This is a genomic window from Kosakonia radicincitans DSM 16656 (assembly GCF_000280495.2).
Lineage (GTDB): Bacteria > Pseudomonadota > Gammaproteobacteria > Enterobacterales > Enterobacteriaceae > Kosakonia > Kosakonia radicincitans.
The window spans coordinates 4,178,942-4,204,706 of sequence record NZ_CP018016.1 but is presented as its reverse complement, the minus strand read 5'-3'; the positions used below and the strand labels follow the sequence as shown (position 1 = coordinate 4,204,706).

General features: G+C 51.1%; 19 protein-coding genes. 6 read left to right on the top strand and 13 right to left on the bottom strand.

Going from position 1 to position 25,765, the window contains the following annotated elements; translation table 11 throughout:
• Positions 1-4 precede the first annotated feature (4 nt).
• On the bottom strand, positions 5-235 hold the full coding sequence (locus tag Y71_RS20275; RefSeq protein WP_007373652.1) for a hypothetical protein: 231 nt from the start codon (positions 233-235) through the stop codon (positions 5-7).
• A gap of 555 nt (positions 236-790) precedes the next feature.
• Here Y71_RS20275 and Y71_RS20270 point away from each other — a divergent pair.
• Positions 791-1,258: an Hsp20 family protein gene (locus Y71_RS20270; protein ID WP_007373654.1), complete on the top strand. Its 468-nt coding sequence runs from the start codon at positions 791-793 to the stop codon at positions 1,256-1,258.
• Positions 1,259-1,673: 415 nt separating this feature from the next.
• Here Y71_RS20270 and Y71_RS20265 read toward each other — a convergent pair whose 3' ends face one another.
• From Y71_RS20265 to Y71_RS20235, 7 genes are all read right to left on the bottom strand, one after another.
• The gene (locus tag Y71_RS20265) at positions 1,674-2,813 is read right to left on the bottom strand and encodes a response regulator (RefSeq protein ID WP_007373656.1); all 1,140 of its coding nucleotides are present in this window, start codon (positions 2,811-2,813) and stop codon (positions 1,674-1,676) included.
• Positions 2,806-3,882 carry an HDOD domain-containing protein gene (locus Y71_RS20260; protein ID WP_007373657.1) on the bottom strand — a complete coding sequence of 359 codons (1,077 nt, stop codon included), beginning with the start codon at positions 3,880-3,882 and terminating at the stop codon, positions 2,806-2,808. The genes Y71_RS20265 and Y71_RS20260 overlap by 8 nt, the downstream gene beginning before the upstream one ends.
• A gap of 2 nt (positions 3,883-3,884) precedes the next feature.
• Entirely contained in the window at positions 3,885-4,979 is a 1,095-nt protein-coding gene (locus Y71_RS20255; protein ID WP_035943200.1) for a sensor histidine kinase, read from the bottom strand.
• Positions 4,976-6,091, bottom strand: coding sequence for an FIST N-terminal domain-containing protein (locus Y71_RS20250; RefSeq protein ID WP_007373659.1), 1,116 nt, complete (start codon positions 6,089-6,091; stop codon positions 4,976-4,978). Before Y71_RS20250 ends, Y71_RS20255 begins: the two co-directional genes overlap by 4 nt.
• Before the next feature lie 71 nt (positions 6,092-6,162).
• Positions 6,163-7,827 (bottom strand): methyl-accepting chemotaxis protein, encoded by a 1,665-nt coding sequence (locus tag Y71_RS20245; protein ID WP_007373660.1) that lies wholly within the window; start codon positions 7,825-7,827, stop codon positions 6,163-6,165.
• 98 nt (positions 7,828-7,925) lie between these two features.
• A complete protein-coding gene (locus Y71_RS20240) occupies positions 7,926-10,532 on the bottom strand; it encodes a bifunctional diguanylate cyclase/phosphodiesterase (protein ID WP_007373661.1) in 2,607 nt (868 codons plus the stop codon).
• Between the two features lie 517 nt (positions 10,533-11,049).
• A complete protein-coding gene (locus Y71_RS20235) occupies positions 11,050-13,542 on the bottom strand; it encodes an autotransporter family protein (RefSeq protein WP_007373663.1) in 2,493 nt (830 codons plus the stop codon).
• 459 nt (positions 13,543-14,001) lie between these two features.
• Between Y71_RS20235 and scpA the strand changes: the two genes are divergently transcribed.
• From scpA to scpC, 4 genes are read left to right on the top strand one after another with little or no spacing between them, the layout of a single operon-like run.
• Positions 14,002-16,146, top strand: a complete 2,145-nt coding sequence (gene scpA, locus Y71_RS20230) for a methylmalonyl-CoA mutase (RefSeq protein ID WP_007373665.1) — start codon at positions 14,002-14,004, stop codon at positions 16,144-16,146.
• The gene (meaB, locus tag Y71_RS20225) at positions 16,139-17,137 is read left to right on the top strand and encodes a methylmalonyl Co-A mutase-associated GTPase MeaB (RefSeq protein ID WP_007373666.1); all 999 of its coding nucleotides are present in this window, start codon (positions 16,139-16,141) and stop codon (positions 17,135-17,137) included. Before scpA ends, meaB begins: the two co-directional genes overlap by 8 nt.
• 12 nt (positions 17,138-17,149) lie before the next feature.
• Entirely contained in the window at positions 17,150-17,935 is a 786-nt protein-coding gene (gene scpB, locus Y71_RS20220; protein ID WP_007373667.1) for a methylmalonyl-CoA decarboxylase, read from the top strand.
• Positions 17,936-17,950: 15 nt separating this feature from the next.
• Positions 17,951-19,429, top strand: a complete 1,479-nt coding sequence (scpC, locus tag Y71_RS20215) for a succinyl-CoA:acetate CoA-transferase ScpC (RefSeq protein ID WP_007373668.1) — start codon at positions 17,951-17,953, stop codon at positions 19,427-19,429.
• Here scpC and srsR read toward each other — a convergent pair.
• Both srsR and Y71_RS30115 read right to left on the bottom strand, forming a co-directional pair.
• Entirely contained in the window at positions 19,426-20,358 is a 933-nt protein-coding gene (srsR, locus tag Y71_RS20210) for a LysR family transcriptional regulator SrsR (RefSeq protein WP_050998943.1), read from the bottom strand. The two genes, scpC and srsR, sit on opposite strands and share 4 nt — an antisense overlap.
• Positions 20,291-20,599 carry a hypothetical protein gene (locus tag Y71_RS30115; protein ID WP_139201269.1) on the bottom strand — a complete coding sequence of 103 codons (309 nt, stop codon included), beginning with the start codon at positions 20,597-20,599 and terminating at the stop codon, positions 20,291-20,293. Before Y71_RS30115 ends, srsR begins: the two co-directional genes overlap by 68 nt.
• 175 nt (positions 20,600-20,774) lie before the next feature.
• Here Y71_RS30115 and Y71_RS30110 point away from each other — a divergent pair, with 175 nt between their 5' ends.
• Complete coding sequence (locus Y71_RS30110) at positions 20,775-21,317, top strand: hypothetical protein (protein ID WP_007373670.1); 543 nt, start codon at positions 20,775-20,777, stop codon at positions 21,315-21,317.
• A gap of 576 nt (positions 21,318-21,893) precedes the next feature.
• Here Y71_RS30110 and Y71_RS20205 read toward each other — a convergent pair.
• The 3 genes from Y71_RS20205 to bamA form a co-directional block, all read right to left on the bottom strand.
• Positions 21,894-22,298, bottom strand: coding sequence for an H-NS family histone-like protein (locus Y71_RS20205; protein ID WP_007373671.1), 405 nt, complete (start codon positions 22,296-22,298; stop codon positions 21,894-21,896).
• 300 nt (positions 22,299-22,598) lie between these two features.
• Positions 22,599-22,892, bottom strand: a complete 294-nt coding sequence (locus Y71_RS20200; protein WP_007373673.1) for a hypothetical protein — start codon at positions 22,890-22,892, stop codon at positions 22,599-22,601.
• 39 nt (positions 22,893-22,931) lie between these two features.
• On the bottom strand, positions 22,932-25,355 hold the full coding sequence (bamA, locus tag Y71_RS20195; protein ID WP_007373674.1) for an outer membrane protein assembly factor BamA: 2,424 nt from the start codon (positions 25,353-25,355) through the stop codon (positions 22,932-22,934).
• Between the last annotated feature and the right edge of the window lie 410 nt (positions 25,356-25,765).

Sequence of the window (25,765 nt, the reverse complement as noted above, 5' to 3'; positions counted from 1 at the left end):
AGAGTTAAAGCTTCGAGCCTATAATTCTGGATGCGACTGCTTTCGCCGCTTCAAGCTTTGCTTTCCCGGCTTCAGAATGTGTGCCAGATTCAAATGCTTTGAAGTTAAGCTGAATGTTCTCTTTGGCTTTATCGATGAACAATTGCGGCAGTTCTGAGCAAATGGACTGAAAAATTATTTCATACGCTAAAACACGGGATTGCAGATCATCAATCGCTTCTTCTACTGGCTTCATAATATCTCCTTACGAAATACTCTGGCGCTCACCGGCAAACAAGAAATGCTCTGTCGCGAGTACCTGTGCTATGTGAATATTAAATATCGTTCAGTTAGACAAATAAAACCAGAACAAGCCATGGCCAAACTGGACCGGGAGATCACAGAAATTGAAGGGAAATCAGGAGGTGAGCCAAAAAGTTCGGATGGGTAGCGCACCTGGTCAGCAAAATAGTGCCGATCTTGTGTAATGGTCATCAGACAAGCACTCTGCAGGTAAATGTTACGCGGGTGGATGACGCATAACCGATCGGCAATACGTTGTTCGCTCAGATGGAGCAGGGCACTTAATCTCTTCCTGTTGGTCTGGTCAGTTGTTTATGCAGGCCACTATTTTCACCCACTTTCCATCCCTGCAGGTTTGTCACTGCCAGTGCGGTTGCCCGGAACGCATACGCAAAAAATTTTTATTTTGTGGTCTTGAAAAACGGGCGGGAGGAATTATCTATTGGATCGGACAAGCAACGCTTGCCTTTACGTTGAACTTTTGAATTGATTATTCAGGAGGTTAATTATGGCACTCAGAACCTTGTCAGCACTTCCGGGCTTTTCCGATTCTGTTTTTGCTGACCGTTTTAATCGTATCGACAGGCTGTTCAGTCAGTTAACGGGCGACTCTCCGGTCACTTCACTACCCGCTTATGACCTGAAAAAAATCGATGCAAGCAATTATCTGTTAAATGTAAGCGTACCTGGCTGGAAGGAAGACGAACTCGAAATCGAGACGGTCGGCGGAACGCTGAATGTTTCTGGTAAACGCGCTGAAAATGAATCGCAGGATGAGCAGGGCTGGATCTATAAAGGCATCCGCCGTTCTGATTTTCGTTTGAGTTTCACTTTGCCGGAGCATACCAAAGTCAGTAATGCAAAACTGGAAAGCGGGATCTTGCAGGTTTCCATTTACCAGGAAATCCCGGAAAGCGAAAAACCACGCAAAATTGCAATTGAGAATACACAGAAAGCCATTGAACATCAGGCTTAATAATTGACGTTATGTATCATTTTTCAGGGCCCGCTCAGGCGGGCCTTTTTTATTTTCCGTTTCATTTGGCTGTCACAAACGAAGTGGAAAATAAAAACTGGCAGACGCGACATCGTTTCTGCCAGTGAAAGAAGTTAGTGCTTGTCAGAAGTCATATCCCTTATGCATGTTATAACTTACCTTCATACAATTCACTAATCGCAAATTTCTGTATCCTGATTCAGAAATTTAATGATCCTGGTACTAATGCTTGCCGCGACTTCAAGCCCGCTTATCGTCCTGCGCGGAATTTGTATGATGCCGCCAGCAATGCGACGGCAATCAGGCCGTCAGAATCACGTCTGACAGCCGTTGAACAAGGGGATTTGGGCAGATTAGCGCCGGGCAGAAAGCGCTCTCCCGGCGGGGCACATCTTCAGGACGCGTTTTTACCCGGCAGGCCGCGCACCCGGATGGGCTCTTCGACGGCGTTCGCGGCGAGCAGGCGCTGAAGAGCGGAGATCGCGGTATCGGTCAGTTCATGACCTTTGGTCAGTACCATTAATCCATTTGTGGTGCGAATATCTTCATCGACAACCCAGCCCGGCATCAATTCACGGATACGCGCGGAGCGAACCCCCTCCACATTCGAGCGAAAATCTGACAGCGCTTTGATGAGATATTCAGGCAGCGCCGGACGCGCCGCACGCAGGATTTCCCACGGACGCTCCAGGCTCCAGCCGCGCGCGGCGTGCCGTTCCAGCTCCAGTGCGGCGCGCAGTAGCTGAGCGCCGCGTACCACTTCTAACGGTGCATTGGCGGGCGCTTCTTTCGCCTGGTGACGAATAATTGCCGCAACCAGTTCAAGACGCGGGATTTGTTCCACCAGTCGGCCCGCAACGTCCGGATGTTCATGCAGCAGTTTTTCCTCCTCCGGTGTCAATTTACGCTGTGCGGCATCAGCCTGGACGATGTCGGCAGGAATGCCAACGCAGCCGATCTGACTTAACGACGCGGCGAGAGTGTAAAGCCACTCATCGTGCCACCCCAGTTTCGGCAATGCGTGGCGGACGCAGGACTGCGCAAAAGCTGCGCGCTGAAAAGCCCAGGGGGCAACCATCGCCAGTATTTCTGTGAGCGTTTTTACCGAAGCAGAAAGCGTGGTCGCCAGGAGCTCTTTTTCTGCGCACACGAGCCGGTACTGACGAACTGCGTCATTCAACGTCGCTATCAGATCCTCTTTTGGGCACGGTTTACAGAGATAGCGGAAAATAGCGCCTTTATTAATTGCCGCGATAGAGGACTCCACATCGGCCTGCCCGGTAAGGAGGATCCGCACGCTGTCCGGCGAGACTTCCCGCGCTCTGGACAAAAAAGTCGCGCCATCCATTCCCGGCATGCGCATGTCGGAGAGGATCACCGCAAAAGGTTCTCCGCTGCGAATCGCATCCAGACCGGCTTCACCACTGTGCGCGGTCACCACATCAAACACATCAAACAGATTTCGCGTGATGGCCGCGAGCACATTGGGTTCATCGTCGACGCATAACACACGGGGTAAGGAAGTATCAGTCATTGAGCATCTCCTGCCATGCGGGCAGTTGGTCCAGCATGCCGGTTTGTTCGAGATAACGTTTATCGGGAACGCCATGATTGGCAAGGGTGACCGCAACATGGACGACACCGATCATGCCAAAGGTTTTTTCTGCTGAGCGTGAAGGTTGTACATGGCCTGCGACGGCTTCAACAATGTCCATCGGCAGCCCCCATAGCGCCAGTAAATAGGCACCGATGGCGGCGCGCAGCGGGATATCACCCTGCTCAGTCGTCGCCTCGTCGCTGGTGGTTCTTAATTCTGGAATGAGTAGCGCAATATTGGCCAGCAGCGCCGCAGTGGCTTCCCGTTCCTGATGTCTGGAGATACGCGCCGCCAGCATTGAGGCGCGAAGGGCGGTCTGCTGTAGCTTATCCACATAGGGATCGGTAGCGGCATCGGCATAAACCTGGGACGCGAGTACCAGCAACTTCACTTGTTCCAGCCCCAGGTGAACGATCGCATTACCAATGTCATGAATATGTGCTCCCCGGCTGAACCAGGCGGAATTTGCCAGTTGCATAATCCGGGCGCTTAGCGCCGGATCGCTCGCCAGCAGTTCGGCAATTTCCCGAGTATTCGTCCCCTGGTTGGCAAGGAGGCAGTTAATTTCCGTAAATACTTTCGGGGCGGGCGGAAGCTGGTTAATTTTCCCGACCAGCATGACGACGGTGGGATCCTTGAAAAGCGTGCGCAACGCCAGCGCGTTTGCCACCATCGCCAGTAATTGCGTGCTGTCGCAGGGTTTGGAGACGAAACGGTGCGCAACGCCGAGCATACGAACCGTGGCCTCGGGTTCGGAGTAACCGGACAAAATGATCCGGATCGTGCCGGGCCAGCGGTCACGAACCTGCGACAGGAACTCCGCGCCATCCATCAGCGGCATACGCATATCCGACACCACAACATCGGCAGGGGTTTCTTCCAGCAGGCTCAACGCTTCATGACCGCTGGTAGCGAAGCGGCATTGCCACTCGCTGTCCTGCATCATTAAGGCGCGCTCAATACCCGAGAGGATGCGAGCTTCGTCATCCACGAACATCACCTGCATACTTATGCCTCCTGCTGCACGACGAGGGGAAAACGCATGATGAATGTGGCGCCCGAACCGGGTTTCGATTCGCAGCGAATCTGCCCATTATGCTTGTCCACCACGGTCGAATAGGCAATGGCCAGCCCCTGGCCGGTGCCTTTGCCGACCGCTTTGGTGGTGAAGAAGGGATCGAAAATGCGTTCGCGTATTGCCTCAGGGATGCCGGTGCCATCGTCGGCGACGCGGATCTCCATCATATCGCCGACCTGCTCCACAGAGACAACGATATGCCCTTTTTCCTGCTCGCGGGTCTGGAGGCTGTCCGCAATGGCGTGCGCCGCATTGACGATAAGGTTAAGCATCGCCTGGCCAACCATGTCGCGCAGACAGGGCAGGAGCGGCAAATCATCGGCAAAGCGGGTTTCCAGTTCCGCCACGTATTTCCACTCGTTGCGGGCGACGGTCACAGTGGTATTGATGATGTCGCGTATATCCACGTACTCCTTTTTATTTTGCGAGGGATGAGAGAACTCTTTCATGGCGGCGACAATCCGGGAGATATGGCCAAGCCCGTCGAGTGATTCATCTAAAGACTGGGGGATCTGATGGCGCAGAAACTCAATTTTGCTGCTCTTAAGGAGGGTATCGAAGGCGGTAAGCGTTGGCTCATCGGCCATTTTTTCCCGCATCACGGCAGCCATGGCGATCGCCGCATCCAGCAGGTTGAGCAGCGAACGGTTGGCGGTCTTCACGAACCCGACGTTGTCAGAAACATACTGCGTGGGCGTGTTAATTTCGTGGGCGATCCCGGCGGCGAGCTGGCCGATGGACTCCATCTTTTGCGCCTGTAGAAGCTGTGCCTGCGTGAGGCGCAGCTCAGCAAGCGCTTTCTTTAACTCATGGCGCTCGTTTTCCAGTTCGATGGTTTTACGTGCGACCACTTTCTCCAGGCCCACATTCTGCTCAAGAATAGCGAACGGGGTCATCTGGTTGTGCCGACTTTCCTGCGCGATGCGTCGCTTTAATACCTCGATGGTTTTATCCCGCGCGACAAGTTTGCGCTGATAATCGGTTAGGGAGAGTGTTGCAACAACTGCTTCAGATGGAGACATCATTTACCTCCTATTGCCACGCCCGTGAATGTCTGGTTGACGTGCAGTCCGTTGTACTGCTCGCCATAGGTTGAGAAACCCACGATCCGGTTTTGCACCATAAAATTGCCGATCTGCAGGTCAAGCTCCTCCTGCTCAAACTGCAAACGCCGCAGGATACAGTCGCAGCCAATAATCACCGCCGGTTCCGGTATGGTTTCATGAACTTTTTCCAGCGCCTTGCTAAAGGTTTCGAGCGGATCTTCCGCAATGCCAATCGAGACGATCAACCCTTCTTCAATTGCGCAGTAGCAGGTCAGTGAGAGATCGTCGTTCATTTTCTGGATCGAACGGACATAAGGTTCGTCGCCAAAAGAGAGCACCAGCGGGTTGCGGGAAAAAACGGTGGGCGTTAATTCTGCAACGGTGATGCCCAGCGATTCGGCATACACCTGCGCGGCAGGTTCGCCGTTAATTTCCCGGATCAGCCGTTTTTCAGGATCGGCCTCGGTAATGATTAATTCCACCTTACTGGGTTCGAAGTGCTGAACTTTAAAAATCGCCACCGGCGAGGAGGTTTCGATGACCGCGAACACCGCGGCATCGGAGATAAACTCACCTTTACCGTTATAGACGTAGCTCTTTTCGAAACGCAGATCGTCACCCGCAGAACCGCCGATAACCGGAATATTTCCTGTCTGCTGATAAAGATTAGCGATAAGGCGTTCCTCAGCCATCGACAAGCCATCAACCAGTAACAAACCAAAGCGTTGCAAAGTGGGTCTGGCCGCGGTGTCGCGATGGATCTCCTCGGCAATCTCTGCAATGGTCGCGGAGTAATCATTCAGGGGGTGAATCACAAAATGGCGGGTGCGAAAAGCGGCGCTCAGACCCAGCCCTAATATCCCGGAGTGCTGAAAACCTTCGGTGCCGATCTGCCCGGAGGAGGTACATCCAATACAGGGGCAGTGAAAGGTTTTTTGCATCTCTCGGCCCAGAATATTCAGGTCATAGTCCGGGGAACAGAAGAAAAGGATCGTTTCTGGCTCAGCGGGAAGCATCTGCCGGGCAAATTCCGCAACCGCCAGCACGGGGTCAGTCAGTTCGCTGCTTGCATATCGGATCTGGAAATTCACGTTGTCTCTCCCATGCTAAAACGTCAGCGTCGCTGGCGGCGTCGGGTAATCAACGCCGCAGCGCGTCAGGTTTAAAAGGATTGCCAGTTTTCGTTGGCAGTCGCGTTACGGGTTGTTTTGCGCGAAGGAGGATTTGCCTTCGTGGCGGTTTTGGCTGCCTGTCCGGGAAGGGCAGTCACGGGGTTGCCTCCTAAATCAAAGAGCGCGATGGCGTCGTTTAATCGCCCGGCTTCTTCTTCAAGTGCGATGGCATTCGCTTTGGCTTCCTGAACCAGCACTGCGTTCTGCTGCGTCACCCGATCCATTTCTGTCATCGCCTGGCCAATCTGATCGATGCCTTTGCTCTGCTCGTCGGAAGCAATGGTGATTTCACCCATCAAGGCATTGACCTGACCCACGGTACTGATAATGGTCGACATTGCCTCGCCGGCCTCTTGTACCTGCTCTGCGCCCGTTTGCACTCTCTTAACGGATTCACTGATCAGCGCTTCGATCTCTTTAGCGGCCTGGGCGCTACGCTGCGCAAGTAAGCGCACTTCGCTGGCGACGACGGCAAAGCCACGCCCCTGTTCACCGGCGCGCGCCGCTTCCACTGCCGCATTCAGTGCCAGCAGGTTGGTCTGGAAAGAGATGCTGTTTATGACGCTGGTGATGTCTGCAATCTTCTGCGAGCTTTCCGAAATACCGTGCATCGTGGCGACAACCGTCGATGTAATATCTCCGCCTTGTTCCGCCACCTGCCGGGCGTTTCCGGCCAGTTTTTGTGCTTCGCGTACGTTATGCGCGTTGTTTCTGACGGTCGAGGTCAGCTCTTCCATACTGGCGGCGGTTTGCTGAAGCGCTGCGGCCTGTTGATCCGTGCGACCGGAAAGCTCTTCGTTCCCGGTGCGTATTTGGTTGGTGCTGGTAAAGATGGTGGTTGAGCTACCCTGAATCGCCTGCACCGTTCTGGAAAGATTTTCCTGCATCCCCTGAATAAAGGGGATCAAACGACCGGCGCAGTTACGCCCAAACTCTTCGAGCCTGGTGTGCAGCTTGCCGCTGGCAATGGTTTCAAGGTGCCGCGCAATGGTATCAAGTGGTTTAACCAGATAATTGACCAGATAACGATCGGTTAAGAACAGCGTCACAACACCGGCGACTAACGCACTGATTAGCACCAGTTTGTTAAAACTGACTTTCGCCGTGGTCTGGTTTAAGAAGTCATCTTTTTGAATCGCTTGTGTATATTTTTCGGCGGTCACGCCAAATTGCACACTCAGCGGCGGATAGGTTTTGCGAAACAGTTCGCGGAACTGGTCGGCCTGCTTATCCTGTGCGGCTTTATACATAGGAATAATGCCGTTGTTCAGCAGTCTTTCCCAGTCCTGAGCCATGCTCTGAACAACCTCATCGCTGACGCCAGGATGGCCGCTCTGGCGGAACTTAGCCAGCATATCCTGGCTGATCTCCAGAGCTTTGCCAGCGGAAATCAACGTCTTATCTGCATTGGCATCATCACCGGTCAGGCGATAATCCATGGCGCGCAGCATGCGTGTTACGGTACGGAAATATTGATCATTGCCTTTAACCAGATAAGAGTATGCGTTTTTTTGCGCGGTGTTCTGCGTTAATAAATTTTCGATGGTGGCGAAGTTAAATAAGGTCATTACCGTGGCGATGCCCCAGATGCAACTGAACAGCACCAGGATGAGTAAAACCATTTTTCTGATTGTTATATCGCGAAGTATTTTCATCGTATTTCCCCACTACGTATTGGGTAAGCTTTTTTACGGCGCCGCTGCGCGCCGCAAGAAAAAGAGTTCACTTCTCAAACTGCAATTATTGTTGGTTGTTATAGGGCTGCATCACACCTCGCTTCGATATTACATTCAATAATGTGCAGGTTATCCTTGACGGCCTCTAATGAGACTGGACGGCCTATGTAATATCCTTGTGCAATGTCACATTTGTATTTTATTAATTGCTGCAATTGCTCTTGTGTTTCAACACCTTCAGCGGTTACCTCAAGGTTATAATCCTTGCCAAGTCCAATGACCTTTTCCACAATACTCTTTGCTGATTCCGAATCGTTCATCGCGAAGATAAATGACTTGTCGATTTTAATGCCATGAAAAGGAAAACTGTGCAGGTAATAAAGCGAGGCATAACCGGTACCGAAATCATCAATCAGCAGCCGGATACCTAAGGTTTTTAATTCCTGCATGACGATCTGTGCGTTTTCTGGGCTACATAATGTCACGTTTTCAGTGACTTCCAGTTCAAGGCGCGCCGCCGGAAAATGAGTTGTCGCCAGTACGTTTTTAATGCGTGCGATAACATCGCTGGCTTTGAATTCCATCGGGGAAATATTGACCGATACAGAAATATGGTTAAATTCTCTGCCGATGTCCTGACAGGCATTGACCAGCACCCAATCCGTCAGGTCGGTAATAATTCCTGACTCCTCGGCCAGGGGAATAAACTGATCCGGCATCAGTAACCCGTGACGCGGGTGTAGCCAACGCACCAGCGCTTCGACAGAGTTAATGCAGCCTGCACGGATGTCGAAGCGAGGCTGATATACGAGAAATAATTGATTTTCCTTAATCGCTTCCCGTAATTCATTTTCCAGTTCGCGTCGTTGGACGATCTGTTTCGCCATGTCAGCCTGATATAAAACAAAACTGTTATTGCCGAGATTTCTGGCTTCATACAGAGCAATATCTGAGTAGCGTAATAAATCGCTGGCCGTCAGAGCATCTTGTGGTGATTGCGCCGCGCCGATATTGACGCCGAGAGAGACTTCATTGCCGGACACGATAAACGGCTTGTTGATGACAGCAATAATAAGCTGGCAGAGCGTACGGATATCCTCTTTTTTATGAATCGCAGGCGCGATAATAATAAATTCATCACCGCCCTGGCGTGCGACCAGATCGGTTGCGCGTAAACAGTTGCGCAATCTCTGCGCCACCTCGCCCAGCACCTTATCGCCAGCGTCATGCCCGTAGATATCATTGACCAGTTTAAAATCGGTCAGATCGAGGCTGAGCATCACCAGCGTGCTATTTGCTTCGCCGCGCGAGTGCAGTTTCCCGTCGAGGAACTCTTGCATCATGGCGCGATTCGGCAGGCCCGTTAACTCATCGTGGTGGGAGAGGAAGCGAATACGCTCACTGGACTCCACCTCCAGCGTCACGTCCGAAGCCGTACCACGAAAACCGATCGCGCCATCCGGCAGGGTAATTCTTTTTAACGTGATATTGCAGTAGCGCTGGCTGCCGAGCGCGGAAACATAGCAGCAGTGCGACAACGTTAAATAATCGCCCGGATGCGGCAGCGTTAACCAGTTGCTGATTGTTTGCTGGCTGTCGACTAAAAAATCGGTAAAGCTGCGTCCCAGCCACTCATCGATGCGATGGCCTGTGATCACCGGAAAGCGGGCAGAAATCCAGGTAAGATTAAAGTTTTCATTGGCTTCCCAGATCCAGTCCGTGGTGGTTTCAACAATATCCCTGAAACGCTGTTCGCTGGCGGATAACGCTGCGCGACTTTGTTCCAGCAGAAAGGTTTTTTCATCATTCATGCGCGCTTTTGTTAACGCTTTACGCATTAAACTAATGGCCAACAGCACGGAAACCACCATCAATAGCACCAGTAAAGGCAACACTTTGCTTAACAGTGTTTCGACGGGGTTTTTGCTCTGCCATTCGACATAAATGCGATCGTTTCCGGCGGTGAGAAACATCGTATCTTTGCGCATTGATGCCACTTCAGGCGGCAAAGTATGTAACCCCTTGATTTCGTATTCGTCACCAAGTTGCTGAAACTTTTGTGGCGTAAGCTTATCGACAAAGATCATTACCGCATGCTCTGAAGGATTTATCCCGGCAGCCGCATAATCATCCGACGTGATCCATGATGCGGCGACGAGCGTGGGTTGGTCATGGATAGTGATCAGCCGGGAGAACGCTATTCCTTGGTTGTTGGCTAATGTTGTTATTAACGAGTCGGTCAGATTGACGCCTAACCATGTTTCAAAGGAAACCTGCCCGGGCTGCCCATCCAGCACGCTATAGCGGGTTATGCCATCCGGTGAGAGGACAAAAACGCCTTCATACTGAAACTTATTAAAAAGCGATTTTCCCAGGTTCTGTCTGTCCCATGCCCAGTGCACATTTACGGTGCTTGTCAGATTTTGAAAAGCGTCATCCCAGTTGGCGTAATCAGCAAGGTGTAATCGTAAGTTTTCCTGTCTGTTTTCAAGCGCTTTAGTCAGCAAGTGCATTTTTTGCCGTTGTTCAGTTTGCTGAAGATCGCTTTTTGTCTGGATGAGGGTGAAGAGGATGGTAAAAAAGATGAATGTCATCAGCGCCAGCATCAATGTCGCTGTCTGCTTGAGTATTCCATGCGTATTACCAGCCAGCGAAGGCAGGTTTTTATCATCGAGAACATGCATGCTTCACCCTTTTCTTGTGATGAATAAAATACGCCGGGTCTTTTTACATTAACGGCCTGAGATACGTTTTATTTAATGCAAATAGCACCGTTGATACTTTTTTGTGATAGTTATCAAACTTCATTCTTCTTTTAATTTTTGCGAACGCGGGAATATTAATTTTTCCTTAAATTATTAGCCTGGGTATCATAAAAACAGTGTTTTTTTCTATAGGTTAATGTTTTTTGAGTAGCAGTAACCAATAATATGAAACGTTGGTTTTAAATATATTTTATATTCCTGCTTTGCCGGTGGTGAATTTATCGCATGCAGAATCAATATGTTGTTTATTAGTAATAAGTATTTTCTTATGAAGGATAGTGTAAATACCCCCTGATGGGTATTTTTTGCGTTTGTTTGCAAGCTGGATGACAGAAAAAAGAGACCTGGCGGGGAAGGCTTTATTGCATGTCATGCCGTTCCCCGGCAGGCCTTTTGCGGTGGGAGGCTATTGCCCTCCCACCAGGTTTACATCACATCAGAACGATTTACGCAGACGCAGGCTGACTGTCTGGGCGTCGAAGTGCGGCGCAGTAGAAAGGTCATAACGCGCGCTGAGGCTCAGGTCGTCATTCTGTACCAGCGCCACACCGGCACCGATATCCGCGGTATCGGACACCGGCGTGGCGCCAAAGCTGGTGAAACGCGTTTCGCCCAGCGCATCGGCGACGTAGCTGGCGCTGGTCGCTGTGCGGCTGCGGTCATATTCGTGCGTCCACATCGCCTGCACGAATGGCACCACATCGCCGATTCCGGTGCTCCAGCTATGCTCCAGTTTTGCGCCCAGCGAGCTGCGCACCGACTGCGTATGGCTGGAATCAACTTTCAGCGCGGCACCCTGATCGCTGTGCTCTTTATAGTCATCCTGGTGCAGGTAGCTGTAACTGACGGCAGCGAGCGGGGTCAGCGTGGTTCCCTGGGCGAAGAAGATCGGGTAGCCGACTTCTGCTTTGGTCATCACTTGCTGCCCGTTGAAACTGCCATCCGCCTGGCCGGCAAAGCCGTCGAAACCGATGCGGCGCTGGCTGTCATATCTCTGCGTGCTGACACTGGCGGTCAGGTTGACGTACAGCGGGTTGCCGCTCCAGCTTGCGTAGGCAATGCCACTCCAGGCATCAACATCCGTATGGCTACCCGTCAGGTTGTCGCGGCCATTGACGGAAGAGTGCGCATAGCTGAATGCGCCGCCCACACGCCAGTCGTCAGCGATCTGACGATCCGCTCCCAGCACCACACCGCCGTAATGCGCGGTGTAACCGCTGACGTTATCAATCATGCCCTGGCGAGCACTACCGTAGAACGGCTGGCCCCAGACGGCCCAATCCAGCGCATCATCACCGGTGGCAATACCGCTTTGTGAACCGTTACGGGCGAGACGCGTGCTGTTCATATGGTTGTTCACCACGGCCAGCGCGCCGGAAGAGGCTGCGGCTGCGGTGCTGCTCGCGGCGCTGTTCTGTACCGGCGACAGTTGCTCACCGGCCCGGTTGGCTTCTTCGCGGCTGCCGATCGCCATAGAGGCGTTATAGAGATTGAGCAGGCCTTCAGAGAAACCGCTGTAGTTACCCAGCCCGCGCAAAGAGGAGATAGCATTTGGTGTCGTGGCAAAACCTGTGTTCGGGGTAACCACTGGCGTTGTTGGTGTCGTCGGTGTGGTTGGCGTCGTCGGTTCTGTCGGCGTTGTTGGTGTCGTCGGTGTCGTTGGTTCCGTCGGGGTTACCGGATCCTGACCGTCGAGATAAACCACGAGACTGTTAGTGCCATCAATCGTTACCGCTTTACCGGTCACCGTACCGTTGTAACCCGCGACATGGTAGGCCAGCGCGTTCTCATTGTACTGCGTTCCCGAACCGGAGGCCTGCACCACCAGGAAACGCTGGCCGTTAGCAAAACCGTAGCTCTGGCCTGTCGTTAGCAGCGAAACGCTGGAATGCGCGGCAAAAATCGCATCGCCGGTCACTACCAGGCGGCCATAACCGCTGTCCTGCGTATTACCGTTGGCAACCGCGCCATCGGCGACGCCGATAGCCAGCTCGCCTTGTTCCTGCTGGAGGTAATTACCGTTAATTGTCACCGTACGGTTAAGTAATAAAGAGGCACCGTCGTTGATAACGCTGTGCGTGCCCATCTGGAAATCATCATCCACGGTGAGCTTGCCGGTGCCAAAGTGCAGATCGGCTCCGGAACTGTAGACCCTGCCACCGCTGTTATAGCCGGTCAGCAGGCTGTCGTAGCTGCTGCCGCCATTAATGGTTAACGGGTTTGACGTGTTGTTCCAGATGTTGCCAGCCAGCGTGCCGTTGTTATTAATGACCGATAGCGCGCCGATATTGTAAATAGCAGCATCGATACCGCGCAGCGTACCATTGTTGGTGATCCCGTTGGTCATCGTACCGGCGTTCTGCACCGCGTAGGCGCCATCAATCAGGCCGTTGTTAGTGAAATCGGTGATGGTGCCCCAGCTAATCACACCGCTGTTAGGGCCCTGAATCGTCCCCTGGTTGATCAGCGAGGTAATTGTTCCGAAGTTATTCAGCGCGACGTTACTCGTAATCGTGCCATTCACACTGTTTTCCAGCGTGCCGATGGTTCCCCGGTTATACAGCCCGTAAGCGCCAATAGTGCCTGAATTACCGGCGAGATAACTGTTGTTGGAGAACAGATCTACAGACGAACTATCATCGATATACATACCGGAATCGTTGTAGTTACTGCCGGAACTCATGATCGTGCCGTTGTTGGTAAAGGTACCCATATCAACAGACTGGAATGAGAGCGCGTTACCCGTGGGGCTGACGACACTTCCGGTAGAGGTGATCGTCACTGAATCAAATGAACCGATAAAAGAACTTTGACCTTCTGTTGTGGAAATCTCAGTACCAATTGATGCCTGAGTTACAGGGGTGAATGACACCCAGGCAGCCGCCATCGCGAGCAATAATGGCTTCTTACGAAAGACAGGTTTATGCATATGCTATTCATCCAAAATGAAAAGTAACTGCTGAATCTTTGTCCAGGCAGGTGTGGCGGCAGAAAAGGACGCACCTGAGACCAGGGGCGATGGCGTCCTTAACCGATATTTAGTTATCGGCGTGTCTCTGAATGGCTGTAGGGGAGAGAAGAAAATATATCGTGCATTTATTTTACCTCTTTCACCTGCTGCTTTTGTGAAGACCATTTGCCCGGGAATGAGAGCAAACTGGCGGCAGGGGATAAGAAAGAGCTTAATTGTATTGTGGTTTTTAGGCGCACCAGGTCTCTGGCGCAGTAAATAAAGCAAAGTTCCCTCTAAATATTTATCTCATCAATTAATCAGGACCTGCGGCAAAAAATGAACTTCCGCAGGTCCTTTTTTGCTGGCGACAACCACAATGACGAAAATTATTATTTTCACCAGTTAATTTATTGACCTCGAATTATGGAGTGGTCTATGTCAAATAAACTGGAATGGCAAAAAATAGCGAATAAAGAGCTTAGTCGGAAAGGAAAGACGATTGATTCGCTGGTAAAACCGACGCCTGAGGGTATCGCCATTAAACCTTTATATACCCGTGAGGATCTCGACGAACTGGATATTGTCCGGTCACTGCCAGGGCTTCCACCTTTTACGCGCGGGCCGCGCGCTACCATGTATACAGCTCAGCCCTGGACGATTCGCCAGTATGCTGGTTTTTCAACGGCAAGAGAATCGAACGCCTTTTATCGCCGTAATCTTGCCGCCGGGCAAAAGGGGTTGTCGGTGGCCTTTGATTTGGCGACGCACCGGGGCTACGATTCGGATAATCCGCGCGTGGTGGGCGATGTGGGGAAGGCGGGTGTCGCCATTGATACCGTTGAGGATATGAAAATCCTTTTCGATAATATTCCGCTGGATACCATGTCGGTTTCCATGACCATGAATGGCGCGGTATTGCCGATTATGGCCTTTTATATTGTTGCCGCTGAAGAGCAGGGCGTCTCGCCGGAGAAATTAACTGGCACCATCCAGAATGATATTCTAAAAGAGTATCTGTGCCGGAATACGTATATTTATCCACCGAAACCGTCAATGCGAATTATCGCCGATATTATTGCCTGGTGTTCGGCAAATATGCCGCAGTTTAATACCATCAGTATCAGTGGCTATCATATGGGCGAAGCGGGCGCAAATTGCGTTCAGCAGGTGGCGTTCACCCTTGCAGATGGCATTGAATATATTAAAGCCGCAATTTCCGCCGGGCTGAAAATTGATGACTTCGCGCCGCGCCTCTCTTTTTTCTTTGGCATCGGCATGGATCTGTTTATGAACGTCGCCATGCTGCGTGCCGCCCGTTATTTGTGGAGCGAGGCCGTCAGTCAGTTTGGCGCCACGAATCCGAAGTCGCTGGCGCTGCGCACCCACTGTCAGACATCCGGCTGGAGTCTGACGGAACAGGATCCTTATAACAATATTGTTCGCACCACGATTGAAGCGCTCGCCGCCACGCTCGGCGGCACGCAGTCTTTGCATACCAACGCGTTTGACGAAGCGCTTGGGCTACCGACAGATTTTTCGGCGCGTATTGCGCGTAACACCCAGATTATTTTGCAGGAAGAGGCGGAAATCTGCCGCACGGTCGATCCGCTCGGCGGCTCTTATTACGTCGAGTCGCTTACCGCTCAGATCATCAAAGAGGCACGGGAGATTATCCGGCAAATCGATCAAGTGGGCGGCATGGCGAAAGCCATTGAAGTTGGGCTGCCGAAACGCATGATTGAAGAAGCTTCCGCGCAGGCGCAGTCAGAGATCGATCAGGGTAAACGCGTGATCGTCGGCGTAAACAAATACAAGCTGGAGCAAGAGGCCATTACGCCGGTGCTGGAGATCGACAATGTGAAGGTGCGCAATGAGCAAATCGCCGCGCTGGAGCAGATCCGCAGCACGCGTGATGCGGCGGCAGTTCACGATGCACTGGCGGCGCTCACCCATGCAGCACAGCATAATGAAAATCTGCTGGCGGCCGCCGTTCATGCGGCGCGGCTGCGCGCCACGCTCGGGGAGATTTCCGATGCGCTGGAAGCCGCATTTGATCGCTATCTGGTTCCCAGCCAGTGCGTCACTGGTGTCATCACCCGCAGCTATCAACAAAGCAAGGATGCCGCAGCGGAATTCGACGCCATTGTTGAGCAGACCCGGCAATTTCTCACTACTCACGGCCGCCGTCCGCGCATTTTGATTGCCAAAATGGGGCAGGATGGTCATGACCGTGGCGCGAAGGTCATTGCCAGCGCCTACTCCGATGTCGGTTTCGATGTCGATCTCAGCCCGATGTTCTCAACACCGCAGGAGATAGCCCGCCTGGCGGTAGAAAACGATGTGCATGTTGTTGGCGCGTCGTCACTGGCAGCCGGACATAAAACACTGATTCCGGAGTTGATTGCCGGGCTGAAAGAGTACGGGCGAGAGGATATCTGCGTTGTCGCGGGCGGTGTCATTCCGCCGCAGGATTATGCCTTTCTGCATGAACAAGGCGTGGCGGCTATTTACGGCCCCGGCACCCCGATGCTGGAAAGCGTACGCGACGTATTAACACGGATTAGCCGCCAGCATGATTAACGAAAAAACGCTGGAAGCGACGATTCATCGGTTGTGTGCCGGCGATCGTGTCGCGCTCGCTCAGGCGATGACGCTGGTGGAAAACCAGCTTCCGCAATATCAACGCCTCAGTCGTCAGTTGCTGGATATCATTATGCCGCTAACCGGCAGGGCGCTACGCATTGGCCTTACCGGTACGCCTGGCGCCGGGAAAAGCACTTTTCTGGATACCTTCGGCATGCTGCTCATCCGGCTCGGTAAGCGGGTCGCCGTGATTGCTGTTGATCCCAGTAGCCCGCTGAGCGGCGGCAGTCTGCTCGGCGACAAGACACGAATGACATCGCTGGCGCGTGCGGAGGCGGCATTTATTCGTCCTGTGCCCTCCGGTGGTTACGCCGGGGGAGCCAGTCAGCGTGCCGCTGAATTGATCCTGTTATGCGAGGCGGCGAATTATGACGTGGTGATCGTTGAAACCGTAGGTGTTGGTCAGTCGGAAACGGAAGTCTCTGGCCTGGTGGACTGTTTTGTCTCGCTGCAAATCGGCGGCGGCGGTGATGATTTGCAGGGGATTAAAAAAGGCATCATGGAGATGGCCGACGTCATCGTTATCAACAAGGACGATGGCGACAACCGCCTGGCGGTTGCGGCCGCGCGTCAGGTGTACGAGAGCGCGCTTTCGATGGTGCGACATAAGTATCCGCAGTGGTCGCCGCAGGTGCTGACATGCAGCGCACGGGAAAAGCGTGGGATTGAGGATGTCTGGCAGTGCATTGTCCGCTTTAGCGAGGTCATGGCGCAAAGCGGGGGACTGGCGCAGTTGCGCCAGCAACAAACGATGAAATGGCTTCAGAAGCAGGCCGAAGAGGAAGCGCTGCGACAGCTTTTTGCCCATCAGATTTTTCGCCAGACTTTCAGCCAGACGCTGGAAAGCGTGAAAAATAACCAACAGGCTCCGCGCACCGGCTTACAGCACATCCGTGAATTTCTTCAGCATCACTATTTTGAACAATAAGAAGGTAACTTTATGTCGTATCAGCATGTTGTCGTCACGATCATACAAAAAGTGGCTGTTATTGAATTTAACTATGCCCGCAAATTGAATGCGCTCAGCAAGGTATTTATCGATGATTTGCTTCAGGCGCTGGAGGATCTCAACACTCCGGAGATTCGCTGCGTAATTCTCCGCGCTCCGCACGGCGCGAAGGTTTTTTCCGCCGGGCATGATATTCATGAGCTGCCGACTGGCCGCCGCGATCCGCTCTCGTATGATGATCCGCTGCGGCAGATTACCCGCATGATCCAGAAATACCCGAAACCGGTTATTGCGATGGTTGAAGGGAGCGTCTGGGGCGGCGCTTTTGAGTTGATCATGAGCTCAGATCTGGTGGTGGCAGCCACAACGTCCACCTTCTCAATGACGCCGGTAAACCTCGGCGTGCCGTATAACCTTGTCGGTATCCATAATCTAACGCGCGATGCCGGTTTTCATATCGTAAAAGAGATGATTTTTACCGCAGCGCCGATTACCGCTGAGCGCGCTCTGGCCGTAGGCATTCTGAACCATATCGTGGACGCGAATGAGCTGGAAGATTTTACCTTGCTGATGGCGCATCAGATCTGTGAAAAAGCCCCGCTTGCAATAGCCGTTATTAAGGAGGAACTGCGGGTTCTGGGGGAAGCGCATACCATGAACGCGGATGAATTCGAGCGAATTCAGGGCATGCGTCGTGCGGTTTATGACAGCCAGGATTATCAGGAAGGGCGAAGTGCCTTTATGGAAAAACGCAAACCGCATTTTCTGGGCTACTGAGCAACGGAGAACAGCATGAAAGAGTTCTGGCCCCGGTTAAGCGCTGACGAGGCGGCCGCGCTTATCCGGCATGATGAAATGGTGGCATTTAGTGGTTTTACTGCCGCCGGTTCGCCTAAAGCGCTACCCGCTGCGATTGCCCGGCGCGCACGTGAGTTACATCAAGCACAGCAACCTTTTCAGATTCGCCTTCTGACCGGCGCATCCATTGGTGCTGCTGCCGATGATGTATTGTCTGAAGCGGATGCCGTCTCCTGGCGCGCTCCGTACCAGTCGGCAGCGGGCATGCGGCGAAAAATCAATCAGGGCAGGGTGAAGTTCGTTGACCTGCATCTGAGTGAAGTGGCGCAAATGGTGAACTATGGCTTTTTCGGTGACATTGATGTCGCCGTTATCGAGGCTTCGGCGCTAACGAGCGATGGCAAGATCTGGCTTTCTAGTGGTATTGGTAATGCGCCAACCTGGCTGCGTCAGGCAAAACGGATAATCATTGAGTACAACCATTATCACAGCCCGCAGGTGGCTCAACTGGCTGATATCGCCTCACCTGGCGCGCCACCGTACCGCAACAGTGTCGCTATTTTTAGTACGCTGGACAGAATTGGCCTGCACTATGTGCAGATTGATCCGCGAAAGATTATCGCAGTGGTGGATACCGAATTGCCTGATGCCGGTAACACGCTGGAGGAGGAGAAACCGGTCTGTCAGCAGATTGCGGACAATGTAGTGACCTTCCTGCTCAATGAGATCGCACACGGACGTATTCCTCCAGAGTTTCTGCCGTTGCAAAGCGGCGTCGGTAATATCAATAACGCGGTGATGGCGCGTCTTGGCGAAAACCCGGATATCCCGCCGTTTATGATGTATTCCGAAGTGCTACAGGAGTCGGTGGTCCATCTGCTCGAAACGGGAAAAGTCAGAGGGGCTAGTGCATCCAGCCTGACGGTTTCCGACAAAGCGTTGCGGAAAATCTACGATAACATGGACTTTTTCGCCGAACGCATTGTGTTGCGGCCGCAGGAGATCTCCAACAACCCGGAGATAATTCGCCGCCTTGGCGTCATTGCGCTGAATGTCGGGCTGGAGTTCGATATTTACGGTCATGCCAATTCAACGCATGTGGCAGGCGTTAACCTGATGAATGGCATTGGCGGCAGCGGAGACTTTGAGCGCAATGCTTACTTATCGATTTTTATGGCACCCTCGATTGCAAAAGAGGGGAAAATATCGACGATTGTGCCGATGTGCAGTCATGTCGATCACAGCGAACACAGCGTCAAAGTGATCATTACCGAGCAGGGGATTGCCGACCTGCGCGGGCTTTCGCCGATTGAGCGAGCCCATACGATTATTGAAAATTGCGCCCACCCGCTATACCGGGATTATCTCCATCGTTATCTGGAATCCACGTCCGGCGGGCATATACGCCACGATCTTAGCCGCGTCTTTGAACTGCACACCTCGTTACTGAAAACGGGTTCTATGCTGGGTTAAACCGTCGTACCGTCGCGATCGTCAGCAATGTATTGACATATCGCGGCGGTATGCCGCTGGTTTTTCAGTGAATAAAGATATTCCTGCATCGCCATCGGGCCGTTTGGCGCATCGAAATACGTTAATGTCTGCGGGTTCACCAGCGGCCAGGCGAACCAGGGGATCACGGTGAGAAATTGCCCGCGTTCCACCGCGCTGATTTTGGCCATAAAGCTGTATGCCCGGTAAATAATCGTCGGATGAATGCCGCATGAGCGGATGTGGGCATCCAGCATGGCTTCAAAATTGGCTCGATTCTGGAAACGCATTTGCAGCCACGGCAATTCGCGCAGTAGTTCCTGCGGCTGTTTATCCTGATAGCGTCGCGAGACAAGAAAACCGAGTCGCAGAGGTGGAAGCTCAGTAACCATCAGGTTTTCCAGTTCCTGAACGCGTGGCGAGACCAACTGTGGTGAAATAATAAAATCGAGCTGATGACCCAACAGATCGTCAATCACCCCATTTTCACTAAATTCAACCGCCTGGGTGCTGACGTTTTCATATTTATCGCCCAGGCTTATGAGCTGATCGAAAATAATGGTTGGATAAGTGTTATCAATACCGAGCACCACTTTCTGTGAGCGCTGCGTTGAGTTATGGAGCTCGTTTTCAATGGCCGATAACCGTTCATAAACCGGGAAGAGTTTCTGGTAAAGCTCCTGACCGGCTTTATTCAGGCAGATGCTGTTATCTTTTCGGGTAAAAAGCGGGTAGCCAATCTGCGCTTCAAGCGCGATGATGCTTTTGCCAAAGGGCGATGCGGTCATATGAATTTTTTCCGCCGCTCTGGCAATGCTTTTGGTCTGCACCAGGACAATAAAATTACGCATCCTTTTGGAAATAAAAATAGAGTTGCTCACCTGAAAATCCCTCTCGGTTCCAATAACCATTATGTTTGGCAATCCGTGCCATTGTTAGCATGCTATTTATTGCTGCGATCAATGTTAGCACACAGTGGCGCAGTGGGGACCACTGCAATCCGTCAGAGATGGGAGAAGTGCCGCATTTCACCTGTTGCGTTTGCCAGATGGCTTCTTCGGTCAGTGTGACAGGATGAAAAGAAGCGCGGCGGTTTTTTCTTCCAGGCACATTGCTGGTATGATTTTGAATTAAGATGAGAATGAGATTCATCTCATGCTTTAATTTATTTCAAATATTAAGAAAGCATTAATATTCAATTTTATTGATGCTTTTTTTTGCGAGATGAGTTCCACAATTGATTCATTGATAAATGAATCTCCTGTGGTAATGTTTCATTTAAAATGAATGATCGGATCACCAGTGGAGTGAGTATTATAGTTGCATCATGGTAGATAAAAACATTTACTTCGAGCTGCAAAAGCTATCTTTAGCACTATTTTTAGCGACGAAAAGTTCAGCGGCGCGATTATTTATCGACGATGATAACCAACCTGTTAATAATTCAGCGGTTAATGAACCTCTCGACGTGATCGACGCGGGGGATCCGCATACCCGGTTGCATGTGCGCCATTTTTGCAACAACGTGCAGCTGGTGAAAATACATACCCGCGCGAGTGAATGTCAGCAGATCATCGAGGCCTGGCGCGCTTACTGTAACGACAGCCTGATGGATGGGCAGTCGATGCCGCTGCTTAATCTTGTCCAGGGCTGGACTTTAATCGAGGACTGCCGACGGCATCGCGATGGATGTATGACGAAACATCGTTTTGATGAGTGCGGGACATTACATTGTGCAGGCTCTATTTTTCAGCAATGTTTGCCTCCACCAACAGAATTAACCACAGAGATACAGGAAAAAAACGACTGTGGGCATTGTTGCTGTCAGTTGAGTATTCCTCATATGCAGGTTTATACAGCGGATAAATAATCCGCATGATTCGTTTAATTTTCATGGCAATACATTAGGCAGCCTGATTTCTTAACATTCGCCCCGGATGGGGTGATGGGCATTTACTGTACTACGAGTAGAACAGACACAAGAATAACGTTAAGGCCCTATTAATTTCAGGGGGAATTCTTCGCTGCGGCGACTATGTTTGTTTTCTCCCTGCCGTTTGCCAGATCTTTCGGATAGCATGCTTTACGGTATATTCGCTAATTCAACAGGTCGTGCAATGAATGACGAAGCGCAAGAATAGTCACTTAACATCGCCAGGAAGAAGTTGATCGGGCAACAAATTGTGTGCCGGGTAATAAACCCTGTCGGTAGCATAGACGGGAATGTTGTTGGCACAAAGCATACTCAGGGAAAAGCTAAATAAGCGTCCGATGGCAGGAGCCGATCGTTTCGGTGTTGCACGATGGCTGTTTCGTGCTGCAGTTAGCGCTATCAGACGTTACTTAAGGGATAAATGGCGGCGGTGTGTGGGAAAGGTCAGAAAAGAAAGCTGAGTGGCTGGGCAGAAATAAAAAAAAGGGGCAGTTGCGCTGCCCCTGATACATTTTAGAGCTCGAAGTCTTCCAGCTTTTTGCCGCCTTCAATGGCTTTTGCAATCGCTTTCGGCGTACGACCCTGGCCGGTCCAGGTTTTTTCGCTGCCGTCTTCGTCGATATACTTATATTTAGCAGGGCGAGGCGCACGAACAGATTTAGACTTCGTGGTTTGCCCTTTCAGGGAGGATAAAAGCTCGGTTGGATCGATTCCTTCATCCAGCAGTTTTTGACGGAATGCCGCCAGCTTGGCTTCTTTCTCTTCTTGTTCTTTGCGAATTGAAGACTCTTCCTCGCGGCGCTCTTCAACGACAACAGACAGTTTCTCAAGCATCTCTTCCAGTGCTTCGAGCGTAACTTCACGAGCCTGAACTCTCAGGGTGCGAATGTTATTTAATGATTTTAATGCTTCTGACATAGCGTCACTCCGTGTGCAGAGAAATGTAAATTCTATCGGAATTAATTTTTAGTGATCATGAGATAAAAATCAATACTGAATTATATTTTTTAGCAAATATAAATTCACTTTTGTAAACATGCTCTACCTCATACATGTGGATAAAGCGAAATTTAGCCAGCGATATACGGGAAAAGACCATATCCTTTAAGGGTTATTTTAATGTTGAGCCACAGTTAATGCCGCCTGGCTTGTTGAGGAAATAATGCGCAACTCACCATTTTTCATCCATACAAAGGTAAGATTGCGCCCAAAAGCCCGTCATTCCATGTTTAGCGCCTGTTTCAACCTATAAAAATTATCTCTGAAGATGCGCGTTTTCTCTTTCTTGTTGGTTGTTTCGTCAACTGCGATTTCAGCACTGCTGAATGTTTCGTTAAACATTACCACATATTGATGGCTCAGATTCCGACACAATAAGTAGCTAAGGAATTTCGCCCGCGTCAAACATTGTTGAGAATAATCTCGATCCGTCGCCAGTACGGCGCGCTCCAGCTCATACCGGAAATCAAAGAAATCCACTTTGTTGACGGTCATATGTGGTTTTTTCTTCATACCATCCTTTTATTCTGTCAGGTAATGGCGTATGCCGCGTTACCAGGTCTTGCCAATATTAAACTGGAACTGTTCGGCTTTATCGTTCGCATATTTTTTAAAGGGCTGGGCATAAGAGAAGACCAGCGGTCCCAGTGGCGACATCCATTGCAAGGCGATACCTGCGGAAAAACGGATATCATAAGGATCGCTGTAATCTGGCAGACCCGCTGCCAGCGTTTGTGCCGTGTTATGCCAGGAGGTACTCCAGACCGTTCCGGCATCGACGAATAATGAGGTGCGCAAGCTGTCGGCATATTTATCGCTGACAAATGGCGTCGGGACGATAAATTCGCTGTTCAGCACCACCATCGCATTTCCGCCCACCGCATCATCTGAGTTTTCCAGCGGGCATTCGCTATAGCTACTTTCTGATCCGTTACAGCGGTAATAAGCTGATTTTGGCCCGATAGTATTTGAGGAAAAGCCGCGAACTGACGAAGATCCGCCAGCGTAGAAGTTGTCATAAAATGGCACTTCTTTACCATTCAACCCGCCGGCATATCCTGCACGCAGACGTTCCATCCACACCCAATTTTTGTCGCTGTTTAATGGCAGATACTGCGCACTGTCGAAACTGATTTTGTAATAGCTGTTATCGGAACCCGGAATGGTTATTTTGCCGGTTAAGCTACTTTTATTGCCGGAACGGGGGAAAAAGCCGCGATCCAGCGAGTTATAGCTCCAGCCCAGCGAGGCAAAGAAGTCATTGGCGCTATATTCCGCGTTGCTGTCTTCATCTTTGCTCACCACTTTAGGGTAGATACCGCGTGAATTAAGGTAATTCCACGTGGTGAGCTCCGGTTCCATATTGGTTAACCGGTTATGGACATAATCCAGCCCGAGATTGAGGGTATTATTTTCGCTGACCGGGAAGCCCATATTCCCGCTGAGGCCATAACTTTGCTGATTGTAGCTACCGGTGTCGGCATCAGTGGCATCGTAACTGTTATAGAAAATTTTGCCGCCGAGGCTTACCCCATCAACAGTGAAATAAGGATCGGTGACGCCCAGTTCAATATAAGACTGGTAACTACTGCGCGTACCGTTAAAACTGACGGTGTTGCCGGTGCCGAGCCAGTTATCCTGCGAAACGCCCAACTGGTAACTGATACCGCTATCCGTACCGTAGCCGAGGCCGACATTAAAAGAGCCGGTATTACGCTCCTTCACTTTATATTCGACATCCACCTGATCCGGCTGGCCGGAAACCGGTGTGATATGGCTCTCAACGGTTTCGAAATAGCCGGTGCGTTCCAGCCGCGCTTTCCCCTGTTGCACTTTCTCATCATTCAGCCATGCGCCTTCCATCTGGCGCATTTCCCGACGCAGTACCGAATCGCGGGACGTATCGTGGCCGGAAAACCGGATCTGGCGTACCGAGTAGCGACGCCCGGCATTGACATTAATCCGCAATGTGACGCTATGGTTTTTGTCGTCAATCTCCGGCACGGTTTTGACCTGCGGCCAGGCATAACCATCCTTGCCGTACAGTTTTTTGATCGCCTCTTCGACGCGAGTAATGCCCGCTGCGCTGTAAGTTTGCCCTTGCAGTGTTTGCGCCAGTGCATCCACCTCTTTATTGCGCTGCGCCAACTCGCCGTTCACCAGTGTGCTGACGACCTGATAGCGCTCACCCTCGGAAATATTCAACGTGATATACAGTGATTTTTTATCCGGCGTCATACTGACCTGGCTGGAATCAATCGCAAAACGTGCAAACCCACGATCGAGATAATAGCTGCGGAGAGTCTCGATATCGGCTTCAAGTTTTTGCTTTTGATATTTCTGATCGCCAAGCACATTCCACCACGGTACTTGATCGCGTAATTGCAACTGATCCAGCAAGGTCTGCTCGCTGAATACATGGTTGCCAATAATATTAATCTGGACGATTTTAGCGGAAAGCCCTTCCTGAAAAACAAATTTCACATCAACGCGATTGCGCGGTAATGGCGTTACCACGGAATGAACCTGGGCGCTGTATTTCCCTACGCTGTAATAAAAGTCCTGTAACGCTTTTTCTATTTCCGAAAGGTTATTGCGATCCAGCGCGGAACCTTCCTGAATGCCATTGGCACGCAGGTTCTCTTTGAGCACATCATCTTTTATCGCTTTATTTCCTGCGAAGCTAATCTGTGCGATTGTTGGCCGTTCTTTGACCTTTACCAGCAATGTTTCGCCTTCGCGCAGGATCTGCACATTATCGAAACTGCCGCTGGCGTACAGCGCACGTACCGATTCGCTGATATCGTCATTGGTGACATCTTCACCCGCTTTGATCGGCATACTGAGCAGTGCTGCCCCAATGGTAACGCGTTGCAAACCTTCAAACTGAATATCATTGATTTTCAAAGAGGTGGCGGCATGCAAAGCGCAAGGAGACAACAATAAACCGGCGATGATATTGTATTTTTTAAGCATGAAAGTTTCGTCTAAGAGATATTTTCAAAGAGAACGGCTGCAAATAGAAATGCAGGATTGCATTTAATCATGGGGAAAGAATGGAGAAAGCATGGATATACAACGCAGGTAAAAATAATATGCGCGCAAGGAACTTTATTGGAATGTTAATATCAAAAAGTTTGTCTGCGAGGGGTGTAATATTATTTTTGACTCACTCCTTAAAAAAGCCCCCTTCCTGAACGGGGGGAAAGGGGGAAGAGTTTATTAGGAATGATGTCCTCTGCACTCAACAAAGAACGCTGAGACAATAACAAATAATGTGTCAGTTAAAATGAAGAAAGCATGGATAATATATGTATGAAAAAAGGGGCTGCTGAGCATAAAGTCGTTAGTCGAGGAAATCATTAATAAAAGAGCGCAGTGAAGGG